Annotated in this window: 20 protein-coding genes; 6 read left to right on the top strand and 14 right to left on the bottom strand. The window is 62.2% G+C overall.

Annotation, left to right across the window (positions count from 1 at the left end):
- Window positions 1-88: 88 nt before the first annotated feature.
- Window positions 89-790: a response regulator transcription factor CtrA gene (ctrA, locus tag A3AI_RS0137400; protein WP_024520420.1), complete on the bottom strand. Its 702-nt coding sequence runs from the start codon at window positions 788-790 to the stop codon at window positions 89-91.
- Between the two features lie 374 nt (window positions 791-1,164).
- Here ctrA and fliI point away from each other — a divergent pair, with 374 nt between their 5' ends.
- The 4 genes from fliI to A3AI_RS0137380 all read left to right on the top strand — a co-directional run bounded on the left by fliI (window position 1,165) and on the right by A3AI_RS0137380 (window position 4,794).
- Complete coding sequence (fliI, locus tag A3AI_RS0137395) at window positions 1,165-2,490, top strand: flagellar protein export ATPase FliI (protein ID WP_024520419.1); 1,326 nt, start codon at window positions 1,165-1,167, stop codon at window positions 2,488-2,490.
- A 102-nt stretch (window positions 2,491-2,592) separates the two neighbouring features.
- Window positions 2,593-3,012, top strand: coding sequence for a flagellar export protein FliJ (gene fliJ / locus A3AI_RS0137390; protein WP_024520418.1), 420 nt, complete (start codon window positions 2,593-2,595; stop codon window positions 3,010-3,012).
- A 255-nt stretch (window positions 3,013-3,267) separates the two neighbouring features.
- Window positions 3,268-3,810 carry a sigma-70 family RNA polymerase sigma factor gene (locus A3AI_RS0137385; protein WP_024520417.1) on the top strand — a complete coding sequence of 181 codons (543 nt, stop codon included), beginning with the start codon at window positions 3,268-3,270 and terminating at the stop codon, window positions 3,808-3,810.
- A gap of 3 nt (window positions 3,811-3,813) precedes the next feature.
- Window positions 3,814-4,794 (top strand): anti-sigma factor, encoded by a 981-nt coding sequence (locus A3AI_RS0137380; protein ID WP_024520416.1) that lies wholly within the window; start codon window positions 3,814-3,816, stop codon window positions 4,792-4,794.
- 49 nt (window positions 4,795-4,843) lie between these two features.
- Here A3AI_RS0137380 and A3AI_RS0137375 read toward each other — a convergent pair whose 3' ends face one another.
- Both A3AI_RS0137375 and A3AI_RS0137370 read right to left on the bottom strand, forming a co-directional pair.
- Complete coding sequence (locus A3AI_RS0137375) at window positions 4,844-5,212, bottom strand: hypothetical protein (protein WP_024520415.1); 369 nt, start codon at window positions 5,210-5,212, stop codon at window positions 4,844-4,846.
- 93 nt (window positions 5,213-5,305) lie between these two features.
- Entirely contained in the window at window positions 5,306-5,674 is a 369-nt protein-coding gene (locus tag A3AI_RS0137370; protein ID WP_036051147.1) for a cyclic nucleotide-binding domain-containing protein, read from the bottom strand.
- A 137-nt stretch (window positions 5,675-5,811) separates the two neighbouring features.
- Between A3AI_RS0137370 and A3AI_RS0137365 the strand changes: the two genes are divergently transcribed.
- Window positions 5,812-7,113 carry a cytochrome-c peroxidase gene (locus tag A3AI_RS0137365; protein ID WP_024520413.1) on the top strand — a complete coding sequence of 434 codons (1,302 nt, stop codon included), beginning with the start codon at window positions 5,812-5,814 and terminating at the stop codon, window positions 7,111-7,113.
- A gap of 171 nt (window positions 7,114-7,284) precedes the next feature.
- Here A3AI_RS0137365 and A3AI_RS44295 read toward each other — a convergent pair whose 3' ends face one another.
- From A3AI_RS44295 to flhA, 10 genes are all read right to left on the bottom strand, one after another.
- Entirely contained in the window at window positions 7,285-8,328 is a 1,044-nt protein-coding gene (locus A3AI_RS44295) for a Cj0069 family protein (protein WP_036051115.1), read from the bottom strand.
- Window positions 8,329-8,408: 80 nt separating this feature from the next.
- Complete coding sequence (locus A3AI_RS0137355) at window positions 8,409-9,134, bottom strand: hypothetical protein (RefSeq protein WP_036051144.1); 726 nt, start codon at window positions 9,132-9,134, stop codon at window positions 8,409-8,411.
- Window positions 9,135-9,224: 90 nt separating this feature from the next.
- Window positions 9,225-10,229 carry a YncE family protein gene (locus tag A3AI_RS0137350; RefSeq protein ID WP_245287040.1) on the bottom strand — a complete coding sequence of 335 codons (1,005 nt, stop codon included), beginning with the start codon at window positions 10,227-10,229 and terminating at the stop codon, window positions 9,225-9,227.
- A 22-nt stretch (window positions 10,230-10,251) separates the two neighbouring features.
- Window positions 10,252-11,442, bottom strand: a complete 1,191-nt coding sequence (gene chrA, locus A3AI_RS0137345) for a chromate efflux transporter (RefSeq protein WP_024520410.1) — start codon at window positions 11,440-11,442, stop codon at window positions 10,252-10,254.
- Window positions 11,443-11,483: 41 nt separating this feature from the next.
- Window positions 11,484-12,080, bottom strand: a complete 597-nt coding sequence (locus A3AI_RS0137340; protein ID WP_024520409.1) for a superoxide dismutase — start codon at window positions 12,078-12,080, stop codon at window positions 11,484-11,486.
- Window positions 12,081-12,441: 361 nt separating this feature from the next.
- Entirely contained in the window at window positions 12,442-13,143 is a 702-nt protein-coding gene (locus A3AI_RS45605) for an arsenate reductase/protein-tyrosine-phosphatase family protein (RefSeq protein WP_024520408.1), read from the bottom strand.
- A gap of 14 nt (window positions 13,144-13,157) precedes the next feature.
- Complete coding sequence (locus A3AI_RS0137330; protein WP_024520407.1) at window positions 13,158-13,976, bottom strand: chromate resistance protein ChrB domain-containing protein; 819 nt, start codon at window positions 13,974-13,976, stop codon at window positions 13,158-13,160.
- A 768-nt stretch (window positions 13,977-14,744) separates the two neighbouring features.
- The gene (locus tag A3AI_RS0137325; RefSeq protein WP_024520406.1) at window positions 14,745-14,999 is read right to left on the bottom strand and encodes a hypothetical protein; all 255 of its coding nucleotides are present in this window, start codon (window positions 14,997-14,999) and stop codon (window positions 14,745-14,747) included.
- A gap of 779 nt (window positions 15,000-15,778) precedes the next feature.
- A complete protein-coding gene (locus tag A3AI_RS0137320) occupies window positions 15,779-15,982 on the bottom strand; it encodes a hypothetical protein (protein ID WP_024520405.1) in 204 nt (67 codons plus the stop codon).
- A 331-nt stretch (window positions 15,983-16,313) separates the two neighbouring features.
- Window positions 16,314-18,431, bottom strand: a complete 2,118-nt coding sequence (gene flhA / locus A3AI_RS0137315; RefSeq protein WP_024520404.1) for a flagellar biosynthesis protein FlhA — start codon at window positions 18,429-18,431, stop codon at window positions 16,314-16,316.
- Between the two features lie 309 nt (window positions 18,432-18,740).
- Between flhA and A3AI_RS0137310 the strand changes: the two genes are divergently transcribed.
- On the top strand, window positions 18,741-19,976 hold the full coding sequence (locus A3AI_RS0137310; protein ID WP_024520403.1) for an MFS transporter: 1,236 nt from the start codon (window positions 18,741-18,743) through the stop codon (window positions 19,974-19,976).
- 66 nt (window positions 19,977-20,042) lie between these two features.
- Here the strand turns inward: A3AI_RS0137310 and A3AI_RS0137305 are convergent, their stop codons facing one another.
- Window positions 20,043-20,444 carry a DUF4864 domain-containing protein gene (locus A3AI_RS0137305; protein WP_024520402.1) on the bottom strand — a complete coding sequence of 134 codons (402 nt, stop codon included), beginning with the start codon at window positions 20,442-20,444 and terminating at the stop codon, window positions 20,043-20,045.
- Window positions 20,445-20,529 lie beyond the last annotated feature (85 nt).

The following is a 20,529-nucleotide window of genomic DNA, read 5'->3' as shown; positions in this document are numbered from 1 at the left end:
CCAAAACAAAAAACCCCGCCATTTGCGGCGGGGGTCCAGTCTGGGAGGAAGAGCCGGCAGACACTCCGGCTCGCCAGAAAACCTGGGATCAGGCGGGGATACGCTCGTCCATGTCGTGCGGTTCGCGCAGCACATAGCCGCGGCCCCAGACGGTCTCGATGAAGTTGCGGCCCTCGGAGGCGTTGGCGAGTTTCTTGCGCAGCTTGCAGATGAAGACGTCGATGATCTTCAGCTCCGGTTCGTCCATGCCGCCGTAGAGATGGTTGAGGAACATTTCCTTGGTCAGCGTGGTGCCCTTGCGGAGCGAGAGCAGCTCAAGCATCTGGTATTCCTTGCCGGTCAGATGCACGCGCTGGCCGCCGACTTCCACGGTCTTGGTGTCGAGGTTGACCACGAGGTCGCCGGTCTGGATCACCGACTGGGCATGGCCCTTGGAGCGGCGCACGATGGCGTGGATGCGGGCCACCAGCTCGTCCTTGTGGAAGGGCTTGGTCATGTAGTCGTCGGCGCCGACGCCGAGACCCTTGACCTTGTCCTCGATGCCGGCAAGGCCGGAGAGGATCAGGATGGGCGTCTTGATCTTGGACACCCGCAGTTGCTTGAGCACGTCGTAGCCCGACATGTCGGGCAGGTTCAGGTCGAGCAAAATGATGTCGTAATCGTAAAGCTTTCCGAGATCGACGCCTTCCTCGCCCAGGTCGGTCGTATAGACGTTAAAGCTCTCGGATTTGAGCATTAATTCGATCGATTGCGCGACGGCACTGTCATCTTCAATCAGCAAAACGCGCATGCCAGTTCCCCATAGTCGCCGCTCCGGGCGTCAGGTCGGCCGCGATCCGCGGCACTCAACAAAACGCCTTTGAACAACTGATTCGGATCCTGACGACTCATGGTTAACAAAAACTGATTCTGATCCGCAAGGTCTCTCGGTGCAATTTTTATCGAATCGCCCTAAGATATTGCCTCAAACCAGTTTTTCGTACCCGTCCTCGCTCAAGTTCCACTTTAAGAGGCGGGATTAACCGACTCTCCAGACTCGCTGTTCCTCTTCAAGAACTGACGAGCGTCCTCAGTCACCAAAGACAGTGACGCAATGATTAATGACGCGGGTAAACACGAGGTTAAACGGGGACGTAAAATTCGCGGAAACTTAAGGTTTTTCCGATGAAAGCGCTGGCGGAACAGATCGGCGATATCGACGGCGTCAATATATATGGCCGTGTGGTGGGCGTCCGCGGCCTGATGGTCGAGATCGCAGGCCCCATTCATGCCATGTCGGTCGGCGCCCGCATCGTGGTCGAGACCGGCGGAAACCGCTTCATCCCCTGCGAGGTGATCGGCTTCTCCGGCAGCAATGCCGTGGTGATGCCGTTTGCGGGACTGGAAGGCGTGCGGCGCGGCTGCCGCGCCGTGATCGCCAACACAGCGGGGCAGGTCCGGCCCACCGCCTCCTGGCTCGGCCGCGTCATCAATGCCATGGGTGAGCCGATCGACGGCAAGGGGCCGCTGGAGTTGGGCGCTTCGCCCATGCCGTTCCGCAACATGCCGCCGCCGGCGCATTCCCGAAAGCGCGTCGGCAGCCCCCTCGACCTCGGGGTGCGCGCACTCAACACCTTCCTCACCTGCTGCCGCGGCCAGCGGCTCGGCATCTTCGCCGGCTCCGGTGTCGGCAAATCGGTGCTGCTCTCGATGCTGGCGCGCAACGTTGACGCGGACATCACCGTCATCGGCCTGGTCGGCGAACGTGGCCGCGAGGTGCAGGAGTTCCTGCAGGACGATCTCGGCGAAGAAGGTCTCAAACGCTCGGTCGTGGTGGTCGCGACCTCCGACGAGCCGGCACTGATGCGCCGCCAGGCCGCTTATCTGACGCTTGCGATTGCCGAATACTTCCGTGACGAGAACAAGGACGTGCTCTGTCTGATGGACTCGGTGACGCGCTTTGCCATGGCCCAGCGTGAGATCGGCCTGTCCGCGGGCGAACCGCCGACCGCCAAGGGTTACACGCCGACCGTGTTCACGGAATTGCCCAAATTGCTGGAGCGCGCCGGCCCCGGCACCGGCATTGGTTCCATCACCGCGATCTTCACCGTACTGGTCGACGGCGACGATCACAATGAGCCGATCGCGGACGCCGTGCGCGGCATTCTCGATGGCCATATCGTGATGGAGCGCGCGATCGCCGAGCGCGGCCGCTACCCCGCCATCAACATCCTCAAATCGGTGTCGCGCACCATGCCGAAAGCGGCCGACCCGGCCTTTTTGCCCGTCATCATGAAGGCGCGCCAGGTGATGGCGACCTATGCCGACATGGAGGAACTGATCCGGCTCGGCGCCTATCGCCCGGGATCGAGCAAGGAAGTCGACCGTGCCATCCGGTTGCATGAGCCGCTGGAAACCTTCCTGCGCCAGGCCAAGGACGAGGCCTCCGGCCTGCAAGACGGCTATCGCAGACTTGAACAGATCCTCAAGGATTTGGAAACGGAACGCTAACTTTGTCAGGCCATCATTCACCCCAAGTGTTTTTGGCGGGGGCCCCTGCGGCAACCCGCTTCGTCCCGCGTGTGAATTGGGACTTCTGGGGAGTATGAGTCGATGAAGTCACGCGAAACGCTGATCCGCCTGAAGAAATTTCAGGTCGACGAGAAGCGCCGGAGAGTTGCACAGATTGAAAGCATGATCGCCGATTTCCAGCGCATGTCGGCCGATCTCGAGCGCGAGATCCTGACCGAGCAGGAGCGCGCGGGCATCAATGATCCCTCGCATTTCGCCTATCCGACCTATGCGAAGGCCGCGATCCAGCGCCGCGAGAACCTGCTGCGCTCGGCCGAGGAGCTGCGCACCCAGCTCGATGAGGCCAAGGGCCTGCTCGGCGAAGCCTTCGAGGAATTGAAGAAGGTCGAACTGCTCGACGAGCGCGACCAGGCCCGCGAGCGCGCCGAGGAGAACGCGCGCGAGCAGGCGGATCTCGACAGCATCGGCTTGATGCGCGCCCGCCTCGGCGTCATCGCCTGATCGCCGGCCCAATCAATCGCACCATTCAGGAAGCCCGGACCCGCAAGGTCCGGGCTTCTTGCGCAATTGGGCCATCCACAACCAGGAGGCCCGGGCAACCGTAGCCTTGGTGCCGCCAGCGACGGCAGGATATGCTAGCCATACGCTCAGGCGGAGAGGTGAACCGCGTGCCGCGCTGGGTTACTAATCTCGGTCAAAGGACGGCTCGCACCTGTATGACGCGAATGGGGCAGCGCGGTTGGGGGGACGCCTGAGATGACGCCGGCAGAGCTGGTCTGGCTGATCGCGGCGGTCGCGAAGGGAGACGAGGCGGCTTTCGAGCGCCTCTATGCCGCGACGCGCGCGAAACTCTACGGCGTCGTGCTGCGTATCTTGCGCCGACAGGATCTCGCAGAGGAGGTCATTCAGGAGACCTATGTCAAGATCTGGAACAGCGCAGGCCAGTTCAATCCGGCGCTGGCGTCGCCAATCACGTGGATGGCATCGATTGCACGCAATCGTGCCATCGATGTGGTGCGCAAGAAGAGCGAGCTCTCTCTTGAAGACGAGCCCGATGCGATGGAAGTCGCAGCCGACAGTCCCGATCCACTGGCGCGCCGCGAAATGACGGAGGAGCTGAAGCGCCTCCTGGAATGTGTCGGCCGGCTCGAGCCGGACCGGCAGAAGCTCGTGCTTCTCGCCTACTACAACGGCTGGAGCCGCGAGCAGCTCGCCGAGAAGTTTGCAAGCCCCGTCAACACGATCAAGACCTGGCTGCGTCGCAGCATGCTGGATATTCGTGAGTGCCTTGGACTTTGAATGATGGCCCATAGCGAAGACGATATCGCGCTTGCTGCGGAATATGCGCTCGGTACGCTCGAGGCGGACGAGCGCGCGCGGGCCGAGAGCATGATGGCGGCGGATGAGGCGTTCGCCGGTCTCGTGCACGCCTGGGAGTGGCGGCTTGGCGTCTTGAACCAGATGGTCGGCCTGGTCGAGCCGCGTCCGATCGTGTGGGAGAATATCAAGGCAGCGATTGCCCAATCCGTGCCGCAAGCGCCGCAGGTCGCGCCCGCTGCACCGCCGTCGCTGCCGCCGACGGAAGAAGCTGTAGTGGCGCCGGTCGCGGTGCCGCCCGAGTCCGCCGCGCCGTCGCCCGAGCCTGGACCGCTGCGGCCCGAACCCGTGGTGCGGCCCGCAGAGGTTGCGCCCGTTGTCGATGAGTCAAACGTCATCCCCCTCAGCACCGAGGCGCGGCGCTGGCGCGGCGTCGCCCGCGTGGCCTCGGCGCTCGCAGCCGCACTGATCGCCATGCTCGGGTTGCAGATCTTCGCGCCCGACTACCTGCCGGATGTGCTGCGCCCGGCGGCGCGGACCAAGGTGGTGCAGGTAAGGACACCGGCGACACCGACGACGCCCGCCGCGCAATATGTCGCACTGCTGCAGGGGCAGGGCGGCGGCCCCGCCTTCATTCTCACCGTCGACGGCGCGACCAGGACTTTCACCGTGCGTAAAGTGGACGCGGCGCCGGCCGATGCTGGCAAGTCCTACGAGCTCTGGCTGATCTCCGACAAGCTCGGCCGCCCGCGTTCGCTGGGCGTGATCGGCGCCACCGACTTCACCATACGTCCGGCGCTCGCCTCCTACGACCCTGATATCATCAGCAACGCGACCTATGCCGTCACCGTCGAGCAGGCCGGCGGCTCCCCCGACGGTGCCCCGCATTCGACGCCGGTCTATACCGGCAAGCTGATCGAGACCGTGCCGCCGCCGGCAGCGGTGCAACAGCAACAGAAGCGATAGCAGCGAAGTGCCGAACTTCTCCCTTGCTCCGCTTGCGAGCTAAGGGATCTCACCCGCTCGCCTTGCAGCTGACCGGGCCGTTGTCGAGCATGATCTCGTTGCCACCGCTATCGGTCAGGATCTGTCCGTCATAGGTGGCCTTCCCCTTGCCGCGCTGCGCCGAGATCACGACCCGCACCCGCGATTTCGATGCCTCGTCCATGGCGACCAAAAGAAGATTGTCGTCCCGGAAACTGAACTGCGTCACCTTCGAGGGGTAATCGAACTCGATCGGCGGTATGCCGCCGAGCTTTTTCGGCACGTCGAAGGTCAGTTGTTGTGCGTTGGCATAAGTGCAGGTGATCGATTTCGCCGTTGCCGCGGTGGCGAGCTGGTGAAAGGCAATGAGCGAAGCAATGCAGAGCGTGGCAAATCTCATGGATAAAAATTCCGTTGTGATCCCGCTTCTGTCGCGCCAGGCCGGCGTTGCGTTCAGCGCGTGCAGTCTAACGGAGCGGACGCTCCCCCTTGGCTACCCAAACGTCTTGCTGGTCGCCCGCAGGCGCTGCGCCAGCACCCGCATCACCTTCAGGGCGAAATAGGGCGTCTGGCCTACCATGAACAAAAACTGCTTTTCGCTCACCGGCACCAGCTCGACATCGGTGACCGCGATTGCGGTCGCGCTGCGGGGCTCGTTGTCGATCAGGGCCATCTCGCCAAAGATGGCGTCGGCGGAAAGCTCCGCCAGCGTGCGGTTGCCGAGCTGGATCCGCACCTGGCCGCTCCTGATCACAAACATCTCGTTCGCCGCATCGCCTTGATGAAAGATGATGCTGCCGGCCTTGAAGAACCGCGTCTCCACATTGTTGCCGGTCAGCACGCCAAAGTTTGTGTCTTGCATCAGGAAAGGCCCCATATGACAGTTCTGCGACATGGTAAGGCGACGCCGCGGGCAGGGCAAGAAATAGCCGTGAAGAGGGTGCTAGGTTTTGTGGCTTCGCCCGGATTGGCAACTCACGCAGCGCAAAGGCAAATCGGATGCGCCCGATCTTACTGGCGGGCTTGTTGCTTCCAGCGCAAATCCTCGTCGCGCTTGCGGCGCAGGCCGTGGACCAAACCATAACCCCCGCTCCACCCACCGCACTGGCGCCGGGGCAAGCGCCGCCTTTGCCCACGCCGGGGCTTTTGGCTGAGCCGCGATCGTCGGCACAGGCGGGCTTTCCCACAAGTCTGACCGCGTCGGTCGTTCCGCCGGGTACTCAGACGCCTGCGATTCTGGCTCTGGGCGAAAAACTGTTCTTCGAACCGCGTCTTTCGGGTGACGGCACGGTCGCCTGCGCCACCTGCCACGATCCGGCGCGCGCTTTCACCGACGGCCGATCCATGTCGGTCGGCATCCACGGCCACACCGGTCAACGCAATGCGCCGACCATCCTCAATGCACTGTACAACAAGACCCAGTTCTGGGACGGCCGCGTCGACACGCTGGAAGAGCAGGCAGCCCTCCCGATCACCAATCCCGACGAGATGGGCGCGGTCGGTCTCGATCAGGCGGTATCCGCCATCGCGGGCGACAAGGACTATCAGAGCGCGTTCATGCAGGCATTCGGCCGCGCCGCGAACACGCAGGACATGCTGAGCGCGATGGCCGCCTATGAACGCAGCCTCGTCTCATTCGATGCACCTTTCGACCATTTCATCGCGGGCGATGCCAACGCCATTCCCGACTCCGCCAGGCGTGGCTGGGAATTGTTCAACACCAAGGCGCGCTGCAACCTCTGTCATGCCCTGCTCGACAATCAGCGCGACGTGACGCTCTTTACCGATAACGACTTCCACGACATCGGCATCGGAATCCTGAAAGCAGGTGTGGGTACCTTGGCGAGCCATGCCCAGAGCATTCTGAAGCAGCAGGCTCCGCTGGATGTCGATAAAGCCGCGATCTCCGGTGAAGTGTCAGTATTGGGACGCTTCCTCGTCACCAGAAAGACGGGCGATATCGCCGCGTTCAGGACGCCGGACCTGCGCAACGTTCTGGTCACCGGTCCTTACTTCCATGACGGATCGATGCAGACGCTCTGGGATGTGCTCGATCATTACAACAAGGGGGATGGCATCACCGACCCCTGGCTCGATCAGGACATGCAGCCGCTGGCGCTGACGGAGACCGAGATCGACGACCTCGTGGTCTTTCTCGCCTCGCTGACAAGCCCGCAATACAAAAAGTTCGGCGAAGAGGAATATGGACGCCAGCTGGCCCTGTCCCGGACGACCCGCCCACAAAGGGATACCGCGCGTGCTTTCGCCCCGAAGCATCCGCAAGCGCCGCCGCCGTTCTGATGATCCCTTGCGGGCGCATCGCTTGGCGGGTTGCTCGTGATCTCGACCAGCGCGACGCGTGCGCGGTAGCGCAGGGATAGCCGCATCCAGATGGTCAGCGCACCATCACCCAGGCAGGCTGCAGCCATGGATAGGCGATCAGGCCGATCACGGCGGTTAGCGCGATCGGGGCTACTTGTTTCTCAAGCGTTGGAGAGTAAGGCGAGCGATGGCGGAGGGGGCCTCATCTGGGACTGCGAAAACGGAGCTTACGTTGATTTCGCAAAGCACATAGGTGTCTTCGCCCATGGTATTCCTTGGCCCATATAGAAAGTCTGCGTCCCAGATGATGGGAAGTGAATCTCTCTCAAGCCCGAGAACTTCCATCATCCGCGGCGTCCACTCCGCCTCCATCTTGGTCCGTAGGGCCTGAAATTGCGATGCATCGGGCCCATGCATATTGCGCGGGCCGGGCTGCGCAGCAAGTGCGTCCGGTCCTTCGGGCGGAGGCGGGATCAGCGCCTTTATTTTCTGATGTCCGAAGCCGACGACCTTGTCGACGCCCATGTAACAGCGAATCATCCCATCGGGCAGCCGGGACTGAAAGGGTTGATCGATGATGCACCCGCCCCAACCGAAATAGGCTTCGCAGCGCGATATGAAGTTTTCAAGCGGCAAGGTTTCAGGCATGCTGCCGCGGCGCGCCTCCAGTACTGTAATAACAGATGCGGTGCTGGCCGTCCGCTCGAGCCATTCGACCTTCCAGACGCCCTGACCGGCATTGCCGCGATTCTGCTTGATGACGCGTGGGCCTGCCGTGTGGAGCTGCTTCGGAAAGCTGTCACGAAATTCTTTGGCGCTGCGGTAGAGATGCGTGTCGGTGCCCCAGCCGAGATGTTTCGTTCGGTGCAAGACCTCCTTGACACCCATTCGCAGGATTACGTCGGGATGCGCGCTAATAAGGCGTCCCGTTGCCGCCACGTCGCGTAACAGCGCATCCAAATTCTCCCGCGTGCGGTCGCCTTCGAGTGGATTGACCCAGACCAATGCGCCCTCGGTCGTCATGAGCTGCGCGCGAAACTCGTCCTGCACCTCCTCGCAGTAGACGGCGGGTTCTGCCGTGATGCCGAGCTTGAGAAGCTCGGAAAAGATTTCGTGATAGCGATTGTTCTCAGGCGTTGCGGCCGCCCGCGAAGCGGGATCTCCCCGCCAGACAATCGCTATTTGGTGCCTCATGATTGCGTCTCCAGATAGGTGTGAGGATACGCAAGTTGAAAGCCATACACGCGCTTATCTCCTCAATGGTGATGAAGTCATCAATGAGTGGCACGACCGTCGAGAAATCGAAGTGGAAAGCCAAATGTCAGCCCGGCGCGCAGCTCGTTCACCGGGTGTCCGCCCATGAGTGCGTGCCGGAATGCGAGGTCGAAACTCAGATTGTCGCGCACTTGCCAGATGAGGCCAATCAGACCTGATATCGTTTCCTCCCTGCCGAACTCGTTCTCGTAGAAGATTTCAGCGACCGGCCTCACCGTCCATTTCGACGGCCCTTCCAGAATGGTGCTGAAAAAGACGTCGCCGTGATGGTCGCGGGTGACCGCGGTTTCTGCGTTGAAGTGGATCGTCCCCCAATCCCATCGCTGCGACACGATGCCGGCAATGCTCGCGCCAACGCCTGAATCGCCGGTACTGTCCGGAAGCAGCACACCGAACTCCGTCGCAACGCTTGGCCCGGTCTTATCCTGCAAGCTTCCAGGCACCACGACATGCTTGAGAAAGGCCCCCGCCGCCGTCAGGCTCGTGGGGCCGGAGGACGATAGCGGCGTTTCCCCCTGGCCTTCGAGAACAGCTTCCCAGCCCTCGCTCAATCCGTAGTTGAAGACGGTCGCCGGTGCGATAAGGGTCGTGCCTCCGACGTCACGCCGTGGTCCAGCGGGCTGCAGCTCGATTTCAACTTCTCCTGGAGCTGCGACGGCGGCATCGGTGCCGTCGAAAGGGCGGTAGGCCCACGCAGAGGAAGACCAGGCCGCCAAGCCAAACATGATCGCGGTGCCCGACATAAGAAGTTTTTGGAGACGCCCTTGCAAGCACTGGTTGGGTGTGGACATGTGCCTGTCTCACGGCCACGGGTTCTACGGAAGTGGGCGGAATACCAAGATCGCTGCCGGCTCGACGGAAGTCGCGCGAACGGCGACGAGCAGTCGATCCAGCTCCGGAGCAAAGAACGACGTGCGGGCGCCTGGAGCGGTTGGTATGCGGCTCATCCGGCGGTAGGCGGCGCCGCTAGTTTCGAACACATCGACGAAACCAGCGCCGCAACTGACATAGACGCGGTTGCGCTTTTGATCGATGAAGAGATCGTCGACGTCGCCGCAAGCATCGACGGCCGCAATTCGTTTCCCGTCTGTCATCGCAAAGACGGCGAGCTGAGGCGGGCTGCGGAAGACCACGAGAAGCTGGTTACGATCGCGATCGACGGCCATTGCAAAGTTGCCGCCCTTGTCCATCGGCCAGCTTGCCAGCTGTTTCCCGGACGTGCCGTCCACCACCACGACCGCACGGGCATTAGGCAGGTTGACGAAAATCCTGCCGCTGTTGGAGTCGAGCTGGAAGCTTTCAGGATGCGCCTTCAGGGCAACGTTTTGGACCTTGTTGCGGGTTGCAGAGTCAAGCACCGCAAGGCCCCCCTCTCCGTAACCGATGATGACGCGCTTGGCAGCCGCATCAATGCGAATATTGTCGGCATCGCTGCCAAGATCGATACCTCCGGCTGCCTTATAGGTGTCTCCTTCGAAGAACTTCACCGATCCATCGCGCGCATTGGCAACAAAGAGCGTGTCGCTTGATGGCTCGTAGCCAACGCCCTGCGGCTCCCTCAATCCTGTAATTCTCTGAATTACGCGATGTTTGGCAAGATCGACGACGCTCACCGTATCGTTGCCGAGCTCGGCCACGATCAGTCGCTGCCGCTTCGAATCGATCGCCATGTGGTCAATTCGACCGTGCACGTCGCCCAGCAAAATCTTGGCTTCGACCTGCAGGACATCGTTTTCGGTCGACTGAGGAAAGGCCGGTGTAGCGGCCAACATAGTGACGCAAATTGAGACTGCCGGGATCATTCGGAACGGATATTTCATCACGTCCCCCTACTTGTTCTTCCTAATGCACCATTACCCAGGTCGGCTGCAGCAACGGATATGCAAGGAGGCCAACAACAGCGGTCGCTGCGATCAGCAAGGGATTGCTGACCTTCCAGCGGAACAGCACGGCAAGCGACACCACGCCGATCAGCGCTGTGAGCCAGTCGCCGATTGCGATGCGGCCGAGCAGGATGCAGGCGCCCAGAATGGTCCCGATCGCAGCCGCATAGGCGCCTTTGACGAATCCCTGCACATTGAGGTTGCCGCGATGACGCGCCAGCAAGGGCGCTGCGATCAGCACGAGCAGGAACGACGGCAGGAAAATGCCGATGGTCGAGACGAGCGAGCCCCAGAAGCCGGCGACGAGATAGCCGACAAAGGTCGCGGTGATCACCACCGGCCCTGGGCTGATCATGCCGATTGCAACCGCAATCAGGAATTGGCGCTCGTCGAGCCAGCCGAACTGCTGCACCAGCCCTTGCTCAAGGAACGGCACGATCACGAGACCGCTGCCGAAGGTGAGGGAGCCGGCCTTGAGAAAGAACAGCAGAAGCTTGCCGAGAATTCCTGAGATCATCGAGCCGGAGGCGGTCGGCGCGATCTGGGCCAGTACAGGCGTCGCGACGGCAGGCAGCACGGGCGGCGTGCGCTTGAACAGGCTGCCGTAATAGAGAATGCCGACGATGCCGGCGCCGATGAAGAGCAGCGCCACTTCGGCCTGCAGGATCACGGTCACTGCAAGGCAGACCGCGGCGATTGTCCATTGCAGCCAGTCTTCCATGCCGAGCCTGGCGAGCCGGTAGCAGGAATGCAGGATCAGTGCGATCACCGCGGGGCTGACGCCATAGAAGATCGCGGTGACCGGCTGCAGGTCGCCCAGATAGACGTAGAGTGCGCCGAGCGCTGCGACGATTGCGAAATTCGGTAGGATGAACGCCCAGCCGCCGGCCCATGCGCCCCAGAAGCCGCCGCGCAAATAGGAAATATAGATGCCGACCTGGATCGCGAGCGGTCCCGGAAGCGACTGGCAGATGGCGATGGCCTCGCGCATCTGCTCCTTGCTGAGCCATTTCTTGCCGTCGACCAGCTCCCGCTCCATCTGGCCGACAAGCGCGACCGGTCCGCCAAAGCCGAGACAGCCGAGCCGCAGGAAATAGCGCACCAGCTCGCTGATCCGGCCACCGTGAATTGTCGTCGTTGTCGTGGTCAAGCCGCAACCTCTCTTGCGTGCGCCATCCCGGCCGCGTTGGCCTAGGCTTCTCGGCTATATTGCTCGTACAGCCTGGCGGCGTTGTCCCATCGGATCGCTTCCATGTAGACGTCGACATAGCGCGCCGCCGCGGCACCGTAGTCCATGTGATAGGCATGCTCATACATATCGAGCACGAGCACCGGACGACCGCCCGCAAGCGTCGTCGTGTGGTCGGCCGCCCATTGGTTGACCAGCCGCTTGTCGCGCGGCGAGTAGGCAAGGATCACCCAGCCCGAACCGCCGCCTTCGGCTTTGCCCATCGCGGCGAACTCGGCCCGCCAGCGCTCCATGCTACCAAAATCGCGCGCGATGGCGTCGGCCAGCGGGCTGCTCGGCTTGCTGCCACCGCCGAGCCCATCGAAATAGATCTCGTGAAGGATCATCGAGTTCGAGGCGATCAGCTCTTCGCGCTTCAGGCCGTTGACCATGAAGTTCGGCGCTTTCGCGAAATCGAGCTCGGCAAGCTGCGTGCCGATCGCATTGAGGCGTTTCACCGCGCCGACATAGTTGTTCTCATAATGGCTGACCAGCACCTTCTCCGAGATGCCGGTGATGGATTTCGGATCGAACGACATCGGCTTGGGCTGATAGGACATCACGTTGCCTCCTGCCTGCGGATTGCTCTCGGAGCGTGCTTGCGTGCCCGCAAGCATCGCCGCTGACGCTGCGATTGCACCAACGCTCTTGATGAAATCGCGGCGTTCGGTATTCGCACTCATTGGTTTCTCCACTTGTTTTCGCCCCGGGATGAGAAGGCAGGCCCCGTGCTCAGCTCTTCGTGCTTGCGGTCTTGTCGAGCGCGGCACGCAGCAGCCGCCCAGCGCCAAGGCCGCCTTGATCGTGAATCCCTCAAGCGTGACCGAGAGATCGGTGCCGTGATCCATGGAATGGTGCGCATTGTTGCGTCTCCTTGCTCGATTGTGGTGCAAGCTGTTGCCGAGGCAGAAAACGCGAGGCTTATTCCTGCGTGAGACCGACGATGGTCTTCGCACCGCCGCTGTTTTCCACGGTGACCTCGACCTGATCGCCAAAGCGAACCGAGTTGAACACGAGGCCATCTCGAACCTTGAAGTCCTCGACCTTGAAGTCCTCGCTCTCGTCGTTCGGCAGTCGTAACGTAATCCGGTCGTTGCGCTCGTCGATAGCGGTGACCATGCCTCGAACCGTTTGCTTGGGGTGGGCCGCCAGTGCCGCAAGAGTAGGTATTAGATCGTCGATATGGCGGGTGATCACATCGCGCGCCGCGGCATAGTCCTTGGTGGCAGGTGGGACGTCGGACCAGTAGCTCACCTCGGCGACGCCTCTGTTGTCGTCGGGCACCGAATCGAAAGCGACGACCTTGATGGCGCGGCCGGCTTCGGCGGCCGTCAGCGGACGCGGGACTTCGTCCGTCGGCGCGAGCCCGTCGGAGTTCAGGCGGTTCCTGATGCTTGCGGGTATTGCGGCATCGACTTCGATGCCGCGCGAAACGGCCGTGTAGGGAAGACCGCGTTCCCTGGCGAGTCTGTTGAAATAGGCCGCGGCTATCTGGCTCTTCACCGAGCCATGGACACATACGAATACGATCGTTTTGTCTTCGGGCTCGATGCTGGCAGCATAGGCCGGTGGCGCCAACTGCAGCACGACGCCCAGCGTGAGTACCGTGAAGAGGTGTTTCATCGTTTTTCCTCCCTTCACGGCTTCACTTTGTTGGTCGGCCAGTTGTGGGTCTCCTTGGTCGCGTCGCGGCACCAGCGGTAGAACGCGTCGTAGAGCGGGAGGCCGGCATCAAGCTGCCTGAGGTCGTCGTCATACATCCGCGACAGGCCGAGTGAGGCTGCGAGCAGGCCCGGCGCCTCGGGCGAAAGGTCAAGCCGCGCGGTGTCCGCCGCGCGCACCATGGTCGCCAGCCGTTCCAGCGCCGGCGTCGACAGGCCGAACTCCTTCACCATCACATCGAAGGTGCAGAGCTCGCCGCGATGGCTCCAGAACACGTTCTCGATGTCGAACGGCGCGGCGTTGAAGCGCTCGGCAACGGCCTCGACTTCGGGCGAGGCGACAAACAGGAAAACGGCGGTCGGATCGACGAAGCGCCGGATCAGCCAGGGGCAGGCGATGCGATCGATCTTCGGCCGTTCCCGCGTAACCCAGACGGTGCGACCGCGCCCGTCGCGCTGTGGAACTTTGTCGGCTGGAACGGTCGGTAGCCCCGCCTCTCTCCAAGCGGCGTGACCGCCTTCAAGGGTCTCGGCGGCGATATTGCCGTGTCGAAGCCAGGCTGCGGTTCCTTCGCTGAGCTTCTGCCCCTTCTGGCAGATGACGACGACAGAGCGGCCGGCGAGGCCTTGCGCCCAGTCCTCTACATCGAGATGCGAGCGCCGCCTTGCGCCGGGGATCAGGCGCGGATCGGCGGCGAAGTCCTCGTCGAGGCGGACATCGATGAGAACCGGCGCATGAGCGGTGCCAATCAGTCGAGACAATTTGTCGGGAGAAATCGAGGTATATGAAGACATGCTGCGTCCCTCCGTAGAAGCAGGACGCGATTCTTGGGCATGTCGCCTCGCGGGGGGATCGCAAGCCCCCGTGCCACAAGTAAACTGCCAGCGGCCTCGGCTGTCAACGGTCTCTGCCGATCACAAAGATTGGAAATGATTTTCCTTGAGCGGCCCAATTGAGAAACCGGGTGGCGCGAACGATGGCAGGCTCAATCGTCACATTTGTTGTAGTAGCTTCTCGACTGCCGGTAGTGCGCACCTGACAACGTAAACTCCTCGTGGAGGCAAAGACCCGCCTCTCGATACATTGGCCTTCCTTCGCAATTGAAGTGCTCAAAATGCAGTTTCACTATTCTCGCATGATCGAGGTAGGTCGCAAAATAGTGCGCTGCGTCCGGCCTGGTCCTGCACTGTGAAGCACGGAGTCCCGGATTTCCGGCGGGAGACTGTCGATGTGCTCCGGATTCCACGGACTGTCGTGCGATAGCCCGCCGCTGCGCGCAAGAACGTTCGACTGAGTACAAGCGACGAGCAGGAGAACGCACGTAGCAGCAAATCTGTTAAACCGGTGCGGATTTCCAGCGGTCATGGCGCGCCGCCTCCACGGGCCTAAGCTACCAACAGCAAGTGCTCAAAGCCAGCGGCGAGATCGCGCCTGGCAGGCTCTCCATCTCGCAATTGCAACAGGGTTGCGGAGGGAGGCTCCGACTCCAGAACGCAATCAGGTGGGCGCGGCGCAAAAAGCGTCCTCGCCCACCTGCGGACTGGATGTCGGGTTAGCGGAGTTCAGTATGGTTTGGCTGAAGAGGCGTGCCGCGAGTGACGCGGCTGCACCGCCAGTCTCAAGCCGCCGACGTTCCGATCCGGCGATAGCTGAGCGGCCATCGCGTCGGTGGGCCGCGGAGGGTTCAGCACGTCGGCATTTGGATGGAAGAACGCGTAATTGCCGGGCTCGTCGATCACGGCTTGCGCGAGCACGGGCGTTGCGAACTGCGCAGACACGATCAGGGCTGCGCGAACGAGTGTGTGGCTTATCGTCATCGATCTTCTCCTGTCAGCGGCCCCTGGCTGCATGCAGCGCGACCGCCTGTGGACTGGACCGATCTTTGTGCGCCGGCATTCCCGCCAGCGGAGCAACGCTCATCACTGTTCGGCGAGCGAAACGTTATCGCTTGCATGATGAGCAGGCAGCTCTCGCTTCGTGATTTGCCCGACGGGTGCCCATCACAAAGCCTTGTCAATCCTCGTTCCCAAAAATATTTCTGTTTTCCGTAAAGAAGAATCAGTCGTAGATCACCGCCTGTACCTGTGGTTTTCGCGCTCGCGGAAATTCCTTTTGCGCGGGAGCCCCGGGTGCAGCGGCCCCCCGGCCTTCCCTGCGCCCTCTGACTTTGGTGAGGGTGTTAAGAGATGCAAAGCTCGGGCGCAACGCGTCGCGTGAATGCGAACGTGTATCTCCAAGCCACTTCGAGGCTCATGCTTCGAGATGCAGCCTGTCGCCGCCCCTCAGACATCAGGCGTGGCTCGTTGCGCGAAGCTTATTGCGGCAAGGCGCGTCAGCGCGTTCGCAAACCGTGAGGCCCGTAAGTGGACGATGAACAACGTTTGGCTGTTTGAATGTTCAATCTGGAATGTTGCGTGCCAGGCGCGCACGGTGCCCCCAAAAAGAAAACGGCCCCCAAAAAGAAAACGCCCGTGGGGAGCGGGCGTTTTCCGTAGTCGACTTGGGGGTAGTTGGGTCTTCTACATATCCACGGGGCGACTTTGGGGGGCTGGTAAAGAGCCTCGTGAATTCCTTGAAACTCCTCTTTGACTTCTCCTTAGCGAACCATCGAGGTGTTTGAACTCGTGACCGTGACCGGCTTGCCGGCCTTGATGACGTGCGCGGTCTGCGTGTAGCCGTCATCGGAAGTGGACAGGCGGGCGGAGATCGACAGCCCCGTGACTGCCACCGCGGCAACCAGAGCCACGACCACGATCTTCAGATGAGTCGCCCGATCGGCGCTGTAGATCGAATGGTTCATGGAAGTCTCCTGCCGCCTTTCTAGTTTTTGCTCGGGAATCTGCGCCCTACATTTGGTCGAACAGTTCAACCAGAAGGTTCAACTCTTCGCACGTCACAAACGTAGGAACCGAGCATCCAGTTCCCAATATGCAATCACAAAGCAGTGATAATACGTGAATGGTCGCGAGTTACCGTGTGCGCCGCGGCGATAAATCAATCAATTGATTCAATTAATTAACAGAAATTCATCCGGTGCGGGTCGTTGCCGGGCCGATGCCAGCCAAAAGCACAGAAATCGGTTGCCTGTGGCGCAAAAGCACGGTCGTAAAAACTGCTTCGCGATCAAGCGGCTACACGCTGCCGACCGTCTTCAACCGGGCGCGGGGGTGGATTTCGGCCTGCGAGAGCACCGTGGTTTGGGCGCGGAACCGCTCGACCAGCGAGCGGACATAGGGACGGATGCCGGCCGAGGTCACGAGCACCGGCGATTCGCCCTCGCGGGCGGCGCGCTCGAAGGCGTCGCGCACCGCAGTCATGAACTCCGAGAGCTTGGTGGGCTGCATCGCCAATGTCCGCTCGTCGCCCTGGCCGACCAGCGCCTCCGCGAAGGCCTGCTCCCACTTCGCCGACAGTGCGATCAGCGGCAGATAGCCGTTGTAGGAGGTATTTTGCGCGCAGATCTGGCGTGCCAGGCGGGCGCGGACATGTTCGACCATGGTGGTCGGGTTGCGCGAGACCGCCAGCGCGTCGGCCACGCCCTCGAGTATGGTCGAGAGGTCGCGGATCGAGATGCGCTCGGCGAGCAGGAGTTGCAGCACGCGCTGGATGCCGGAGACCGTGATCTGGCTTGGCGAGATATCCTTGACGAGCTCGGCCTGCTCCTTGGGCAGCTCTTTCAGGAGCTTCTGCACCTCGCCATAGGAGAGCAGCTCGCTCATGTTGTTCTTCAAGAGCTCGGTCAGATGGGTCGACAGCACGGTCGCGGCATCGACGACGGTGTAGCCCTTGAGCGAGGCCTCTTCCTTGAGGCTTGCATCGACCCAGGTGGCCGGCAGGCCAAAGGTCGGCTCGGTGGTGTGGATGCCAGGGATCGAGACCTGGTTACCGGCGGGGTCCATGACCATGAACTGGTTCGGCCAGATCTTGCCGGAGCCGGCGTCGACCTCCTTGATCTTGATGACATAGGTGTTGGCCTCGAGCTGGACGTTGTCGAGGATGCGCACCGAGGGCATCACAAAGCCCATCTCGATGGCGAGCGAGCGGCGCAGCGCCTTGATCTGTTCGGTCAGCCGGTCGGTGCCATCGGGACCGTTGACGAGCGGCAAGAGCGCATAGCCGAGCTCGATCTTGAGGTCGTCGATCTTCAGCGCGGCCGAGATCGGCTCCTCGGCGGCGGCGGCCTTGGTGGCCGGCTCAGCGGCGGCCTTGGCATCGGCCGCAGCCTTGGCGCGCTTCTGGTTGCGGGCCTGCCAGGCCAGCGCACCGGCGCCGCTGGAGAGCGCAAGGAACGGGATGGTCGGAATGCCCGGCAGCATCGCCAGCACGAACATCACGGCCGATGCCATGCCGAGCGCCTGCGGATAGCCGGAGAACTGGCGGATCAGCGCCTTGTCGGCGGCGCCGGAGACGCCGGCCTTCGAGACCAGGAGGCCCGCCGCGGTCGAGACGATCAACGCCGGCACCTGGGTGACGAGACCGTCGCCGACGGTGAGCAGCGTATAGGTGCGGGCAGCCTCGCTGAACGAAAGGCCCTGCTGGGCGACGCCGATGACGATGCCGCCGATGATGTTGATGAAGACGACGAGGAGGCCGGCAATGGCGTCGCCGCGGACGAATTTCGAGGCGCCGTCCATGGCGCCGAAGAAGCCGCTTTCGTCCTCCAGTGCCTTGCGCCGCTCGCGGGCCGCCTTCTCGTCGATCAGGCCGGCCGAGAGGTCGGCGTCGATGGCCATCTGCTTGCCAGGCATACCGTCGAGGTGGAAGCGCGCCGCGACTTCGGCGATGCGGCCCGAACCCTTGGTGATGACGACGAAGTTCACGGTGACCAGGATCGCGAAGACGATGATCCCGATCACGAAATTGCCGCCCATCACGAAATTGCCGAAGGCCTCGATGACGTGGCCGGCGGCGTCGGTGCCCTCATGACCATGGGAGAGGATGAGCCGGGTCGAGGCCAGGCTGAGCGACAGCCGCAGCATGGTCGAGATGAGCAGGATGGTCGGAAAGGAGGAGAACTCGAGCGGTGCCTGGATGAACAGCGAGGTCATCAGGATCAGGATCGAGAAGGTGATCGAGATCGCCAGGAACAGGTCGAGGACCATCGACGGCAGCGGCATGATCAAGACCACCAGGATGGTCATGATGCCGAGCGCGAGCGCGATATCGCCTCGCTTTAAGATATTGACGAGCTCCTGAAGCGAAAATCCGCCTGTCGCTTCCGCGCCCTGGCCTGCCGTGACATCGACCATGCTTGCCGCTTCCCCTCGCGAATGCCGTTCGCGCGCCCCAAAACCTTGTGCGGCGGCCGATGGGCCACCGCTTCGAAAGTGAGGCACAGCACTGGCGTCCACGGAGAGCCCCCCGTTTTACGCGGCCGACGACACTCGACTCCACCCGGCAATTTTTGCCCGGTGTATGGTTAGGAAACGGTTAACGGAGCGGCATCCGGAGGCCTCCGGAGCGGTCTCCGGCCGGCGGCGATGCGGCACTCCTCGCATGCCTAATATCGCGTCATGGTGCTTGACCGGTAGGCTGCCAGCGGGGAAGTTGCAGCGGCAATGCACGCACCTGCGAACAAGAACAAGGAAACGCCCGCCTTTGCGCCTGACTCCCGTCAGGCGTGGCTGCGGCTCGTGCTGGCGCTTCTGATTTCCTCGATCGGCTCGGTCGGCATGTGGTCGGTCGTCGTGGTGCTGCCGGTCGTGCAGGCGGATTTTGCCGCGACCCGCGGCGCCGTGTCGCTGGCCTTCACCGCGATGATGTTCGGCTTTGGGGGCGGCGGTATCATCATCGGGCGGATCACGGATCGTTTCGGCATTGTCAGGGCAATGACGATCTCGATCGCGCTGCTCGGCATCGCCAATCTTTTTGCCGGCTCGTCCGCGTCGTTGTGGCAATTCGATGCAGCCTATTTCCTGGTCGGGCTCGGCACCTCCGCGCTGTTCGCGCCGCTGATGGCGGAGGCGTCGCACTGGTTCGAGCGCTACCGAGGTCTTGCGGTGACCATTGTCGCCAGCGGCAATTATGTGGCGGGCACGCTGTGGCCGCCGCTGGTCAATTGGGGCAGCGCGACCATCGGCTGGCGCGCGACTCATGTCGCGATCGGGATTTTCTGCGCCGCGACCATGGCGCTGTTACTCCTCGTGCTCCGCGCGCAGATCGGCAAGGACGCGGTGCGTGACCATGTCAACGCGCCGCCGCCGCGGCTCGATCTCAACCTGTCGACCAACGCACTCACGGTGCTGCTCTCCATCGCCAGCATCTGCTGTTGCGTCGCGATGTCGATGCCACAGGTCCACATCGTCGCCTATTGCGGCGATCTCGGCTATGGCGTGGCCCGTGGCGCCGAGATGCTGTCGCTGATGATGGCGTGCGGCATCATCAGCCGCATCGGCTCGGGCTTCCTCGCCGACAGGATCGGCGGCATCCGGACGCTTCTGATCGGTTCGGTGGCGCAGGGATTTGCGCTGCTGTTCTATCTGTTTTTCGACAGCCTGAGCTCGCTCTACCTGATCTCGGCCATGTTCGGCCTGTTCCAGGGCGGTATCGTGCCGAGCTATGCCATAATCGTGCGCGATGCGATGCCGGCTCGCGAGGCGGCGACGCGCGTGGGCATCATAATTTCCGCGTCCGTGTTCGGCATGTCCTTCGGCGGCTGGGTGTCCGGCGTGATCTTCGACGCCACCGGCTCCTATGCCGCAGCCTTTGCCAACGGGCTCGCCTGGAACGGGCTCAATATCGCGATCGTGCTCGGGCTGTTGCTGCGCACGCGCATGCGGCTCGCAGCGGCCTGAAGCATGATCATTTTCCGAAAAGATCAGCGCGATGACGCCTCACCAAATCGCATCGCGATTTAGGCACTACACGGCCTGTCCGGCCTTGAGCAGGGTGCAGCCTGTGATCTTCAAACTGCCGTCCGGCTCGCGCTCCAGCGTGTAGAGCGCCTCCCACATCTCACCGTTGGCATCGACGATGTGCACAAGTTGTGCGATCCAGTCGCCTTCGGTTGTGGTCTCGCCGAACTCGAAGCTCCTGTGCCGGTACACGGGCGTGTAGGCGTTTCGCACCATCGACATGAAGATGTCGGCGCCTGGAAACCGTTCCCTGATTGCGGGGGCGGCATAGGAATAGGCGGTAGCCGCGTCGTCACGGCCGAAGGCTTGCTCCTGTGCGCTGATAACGCTTTGCGCGGCTGCGGTGTCGTCGGCGCGGGCCGGCATGACCAAGACAAATAGCAGGATGAGAAGCAAGGCCAGGCGCATCGGGACGCTCCGCTGCTCGCTTACGTTTACGGCCCATCGTACCAATAAAAGCTCGCTCGCGCAGCTGCGAGGCTGAAGCGGCGTG

The sequence above is a fragment of the Bradyrhizobium sp. Tv2a-2 genome (assembly GCF_000472425.1).
Lineage (GTDB): Bacteria > Pseudomonadota > Alphaproteobacteria > Rhizobiales > Xanthobacteraceae > Bradyrhizobium.
This window is presented reverse-complemented; position numbering and strand designations above follow the sequence as displayed.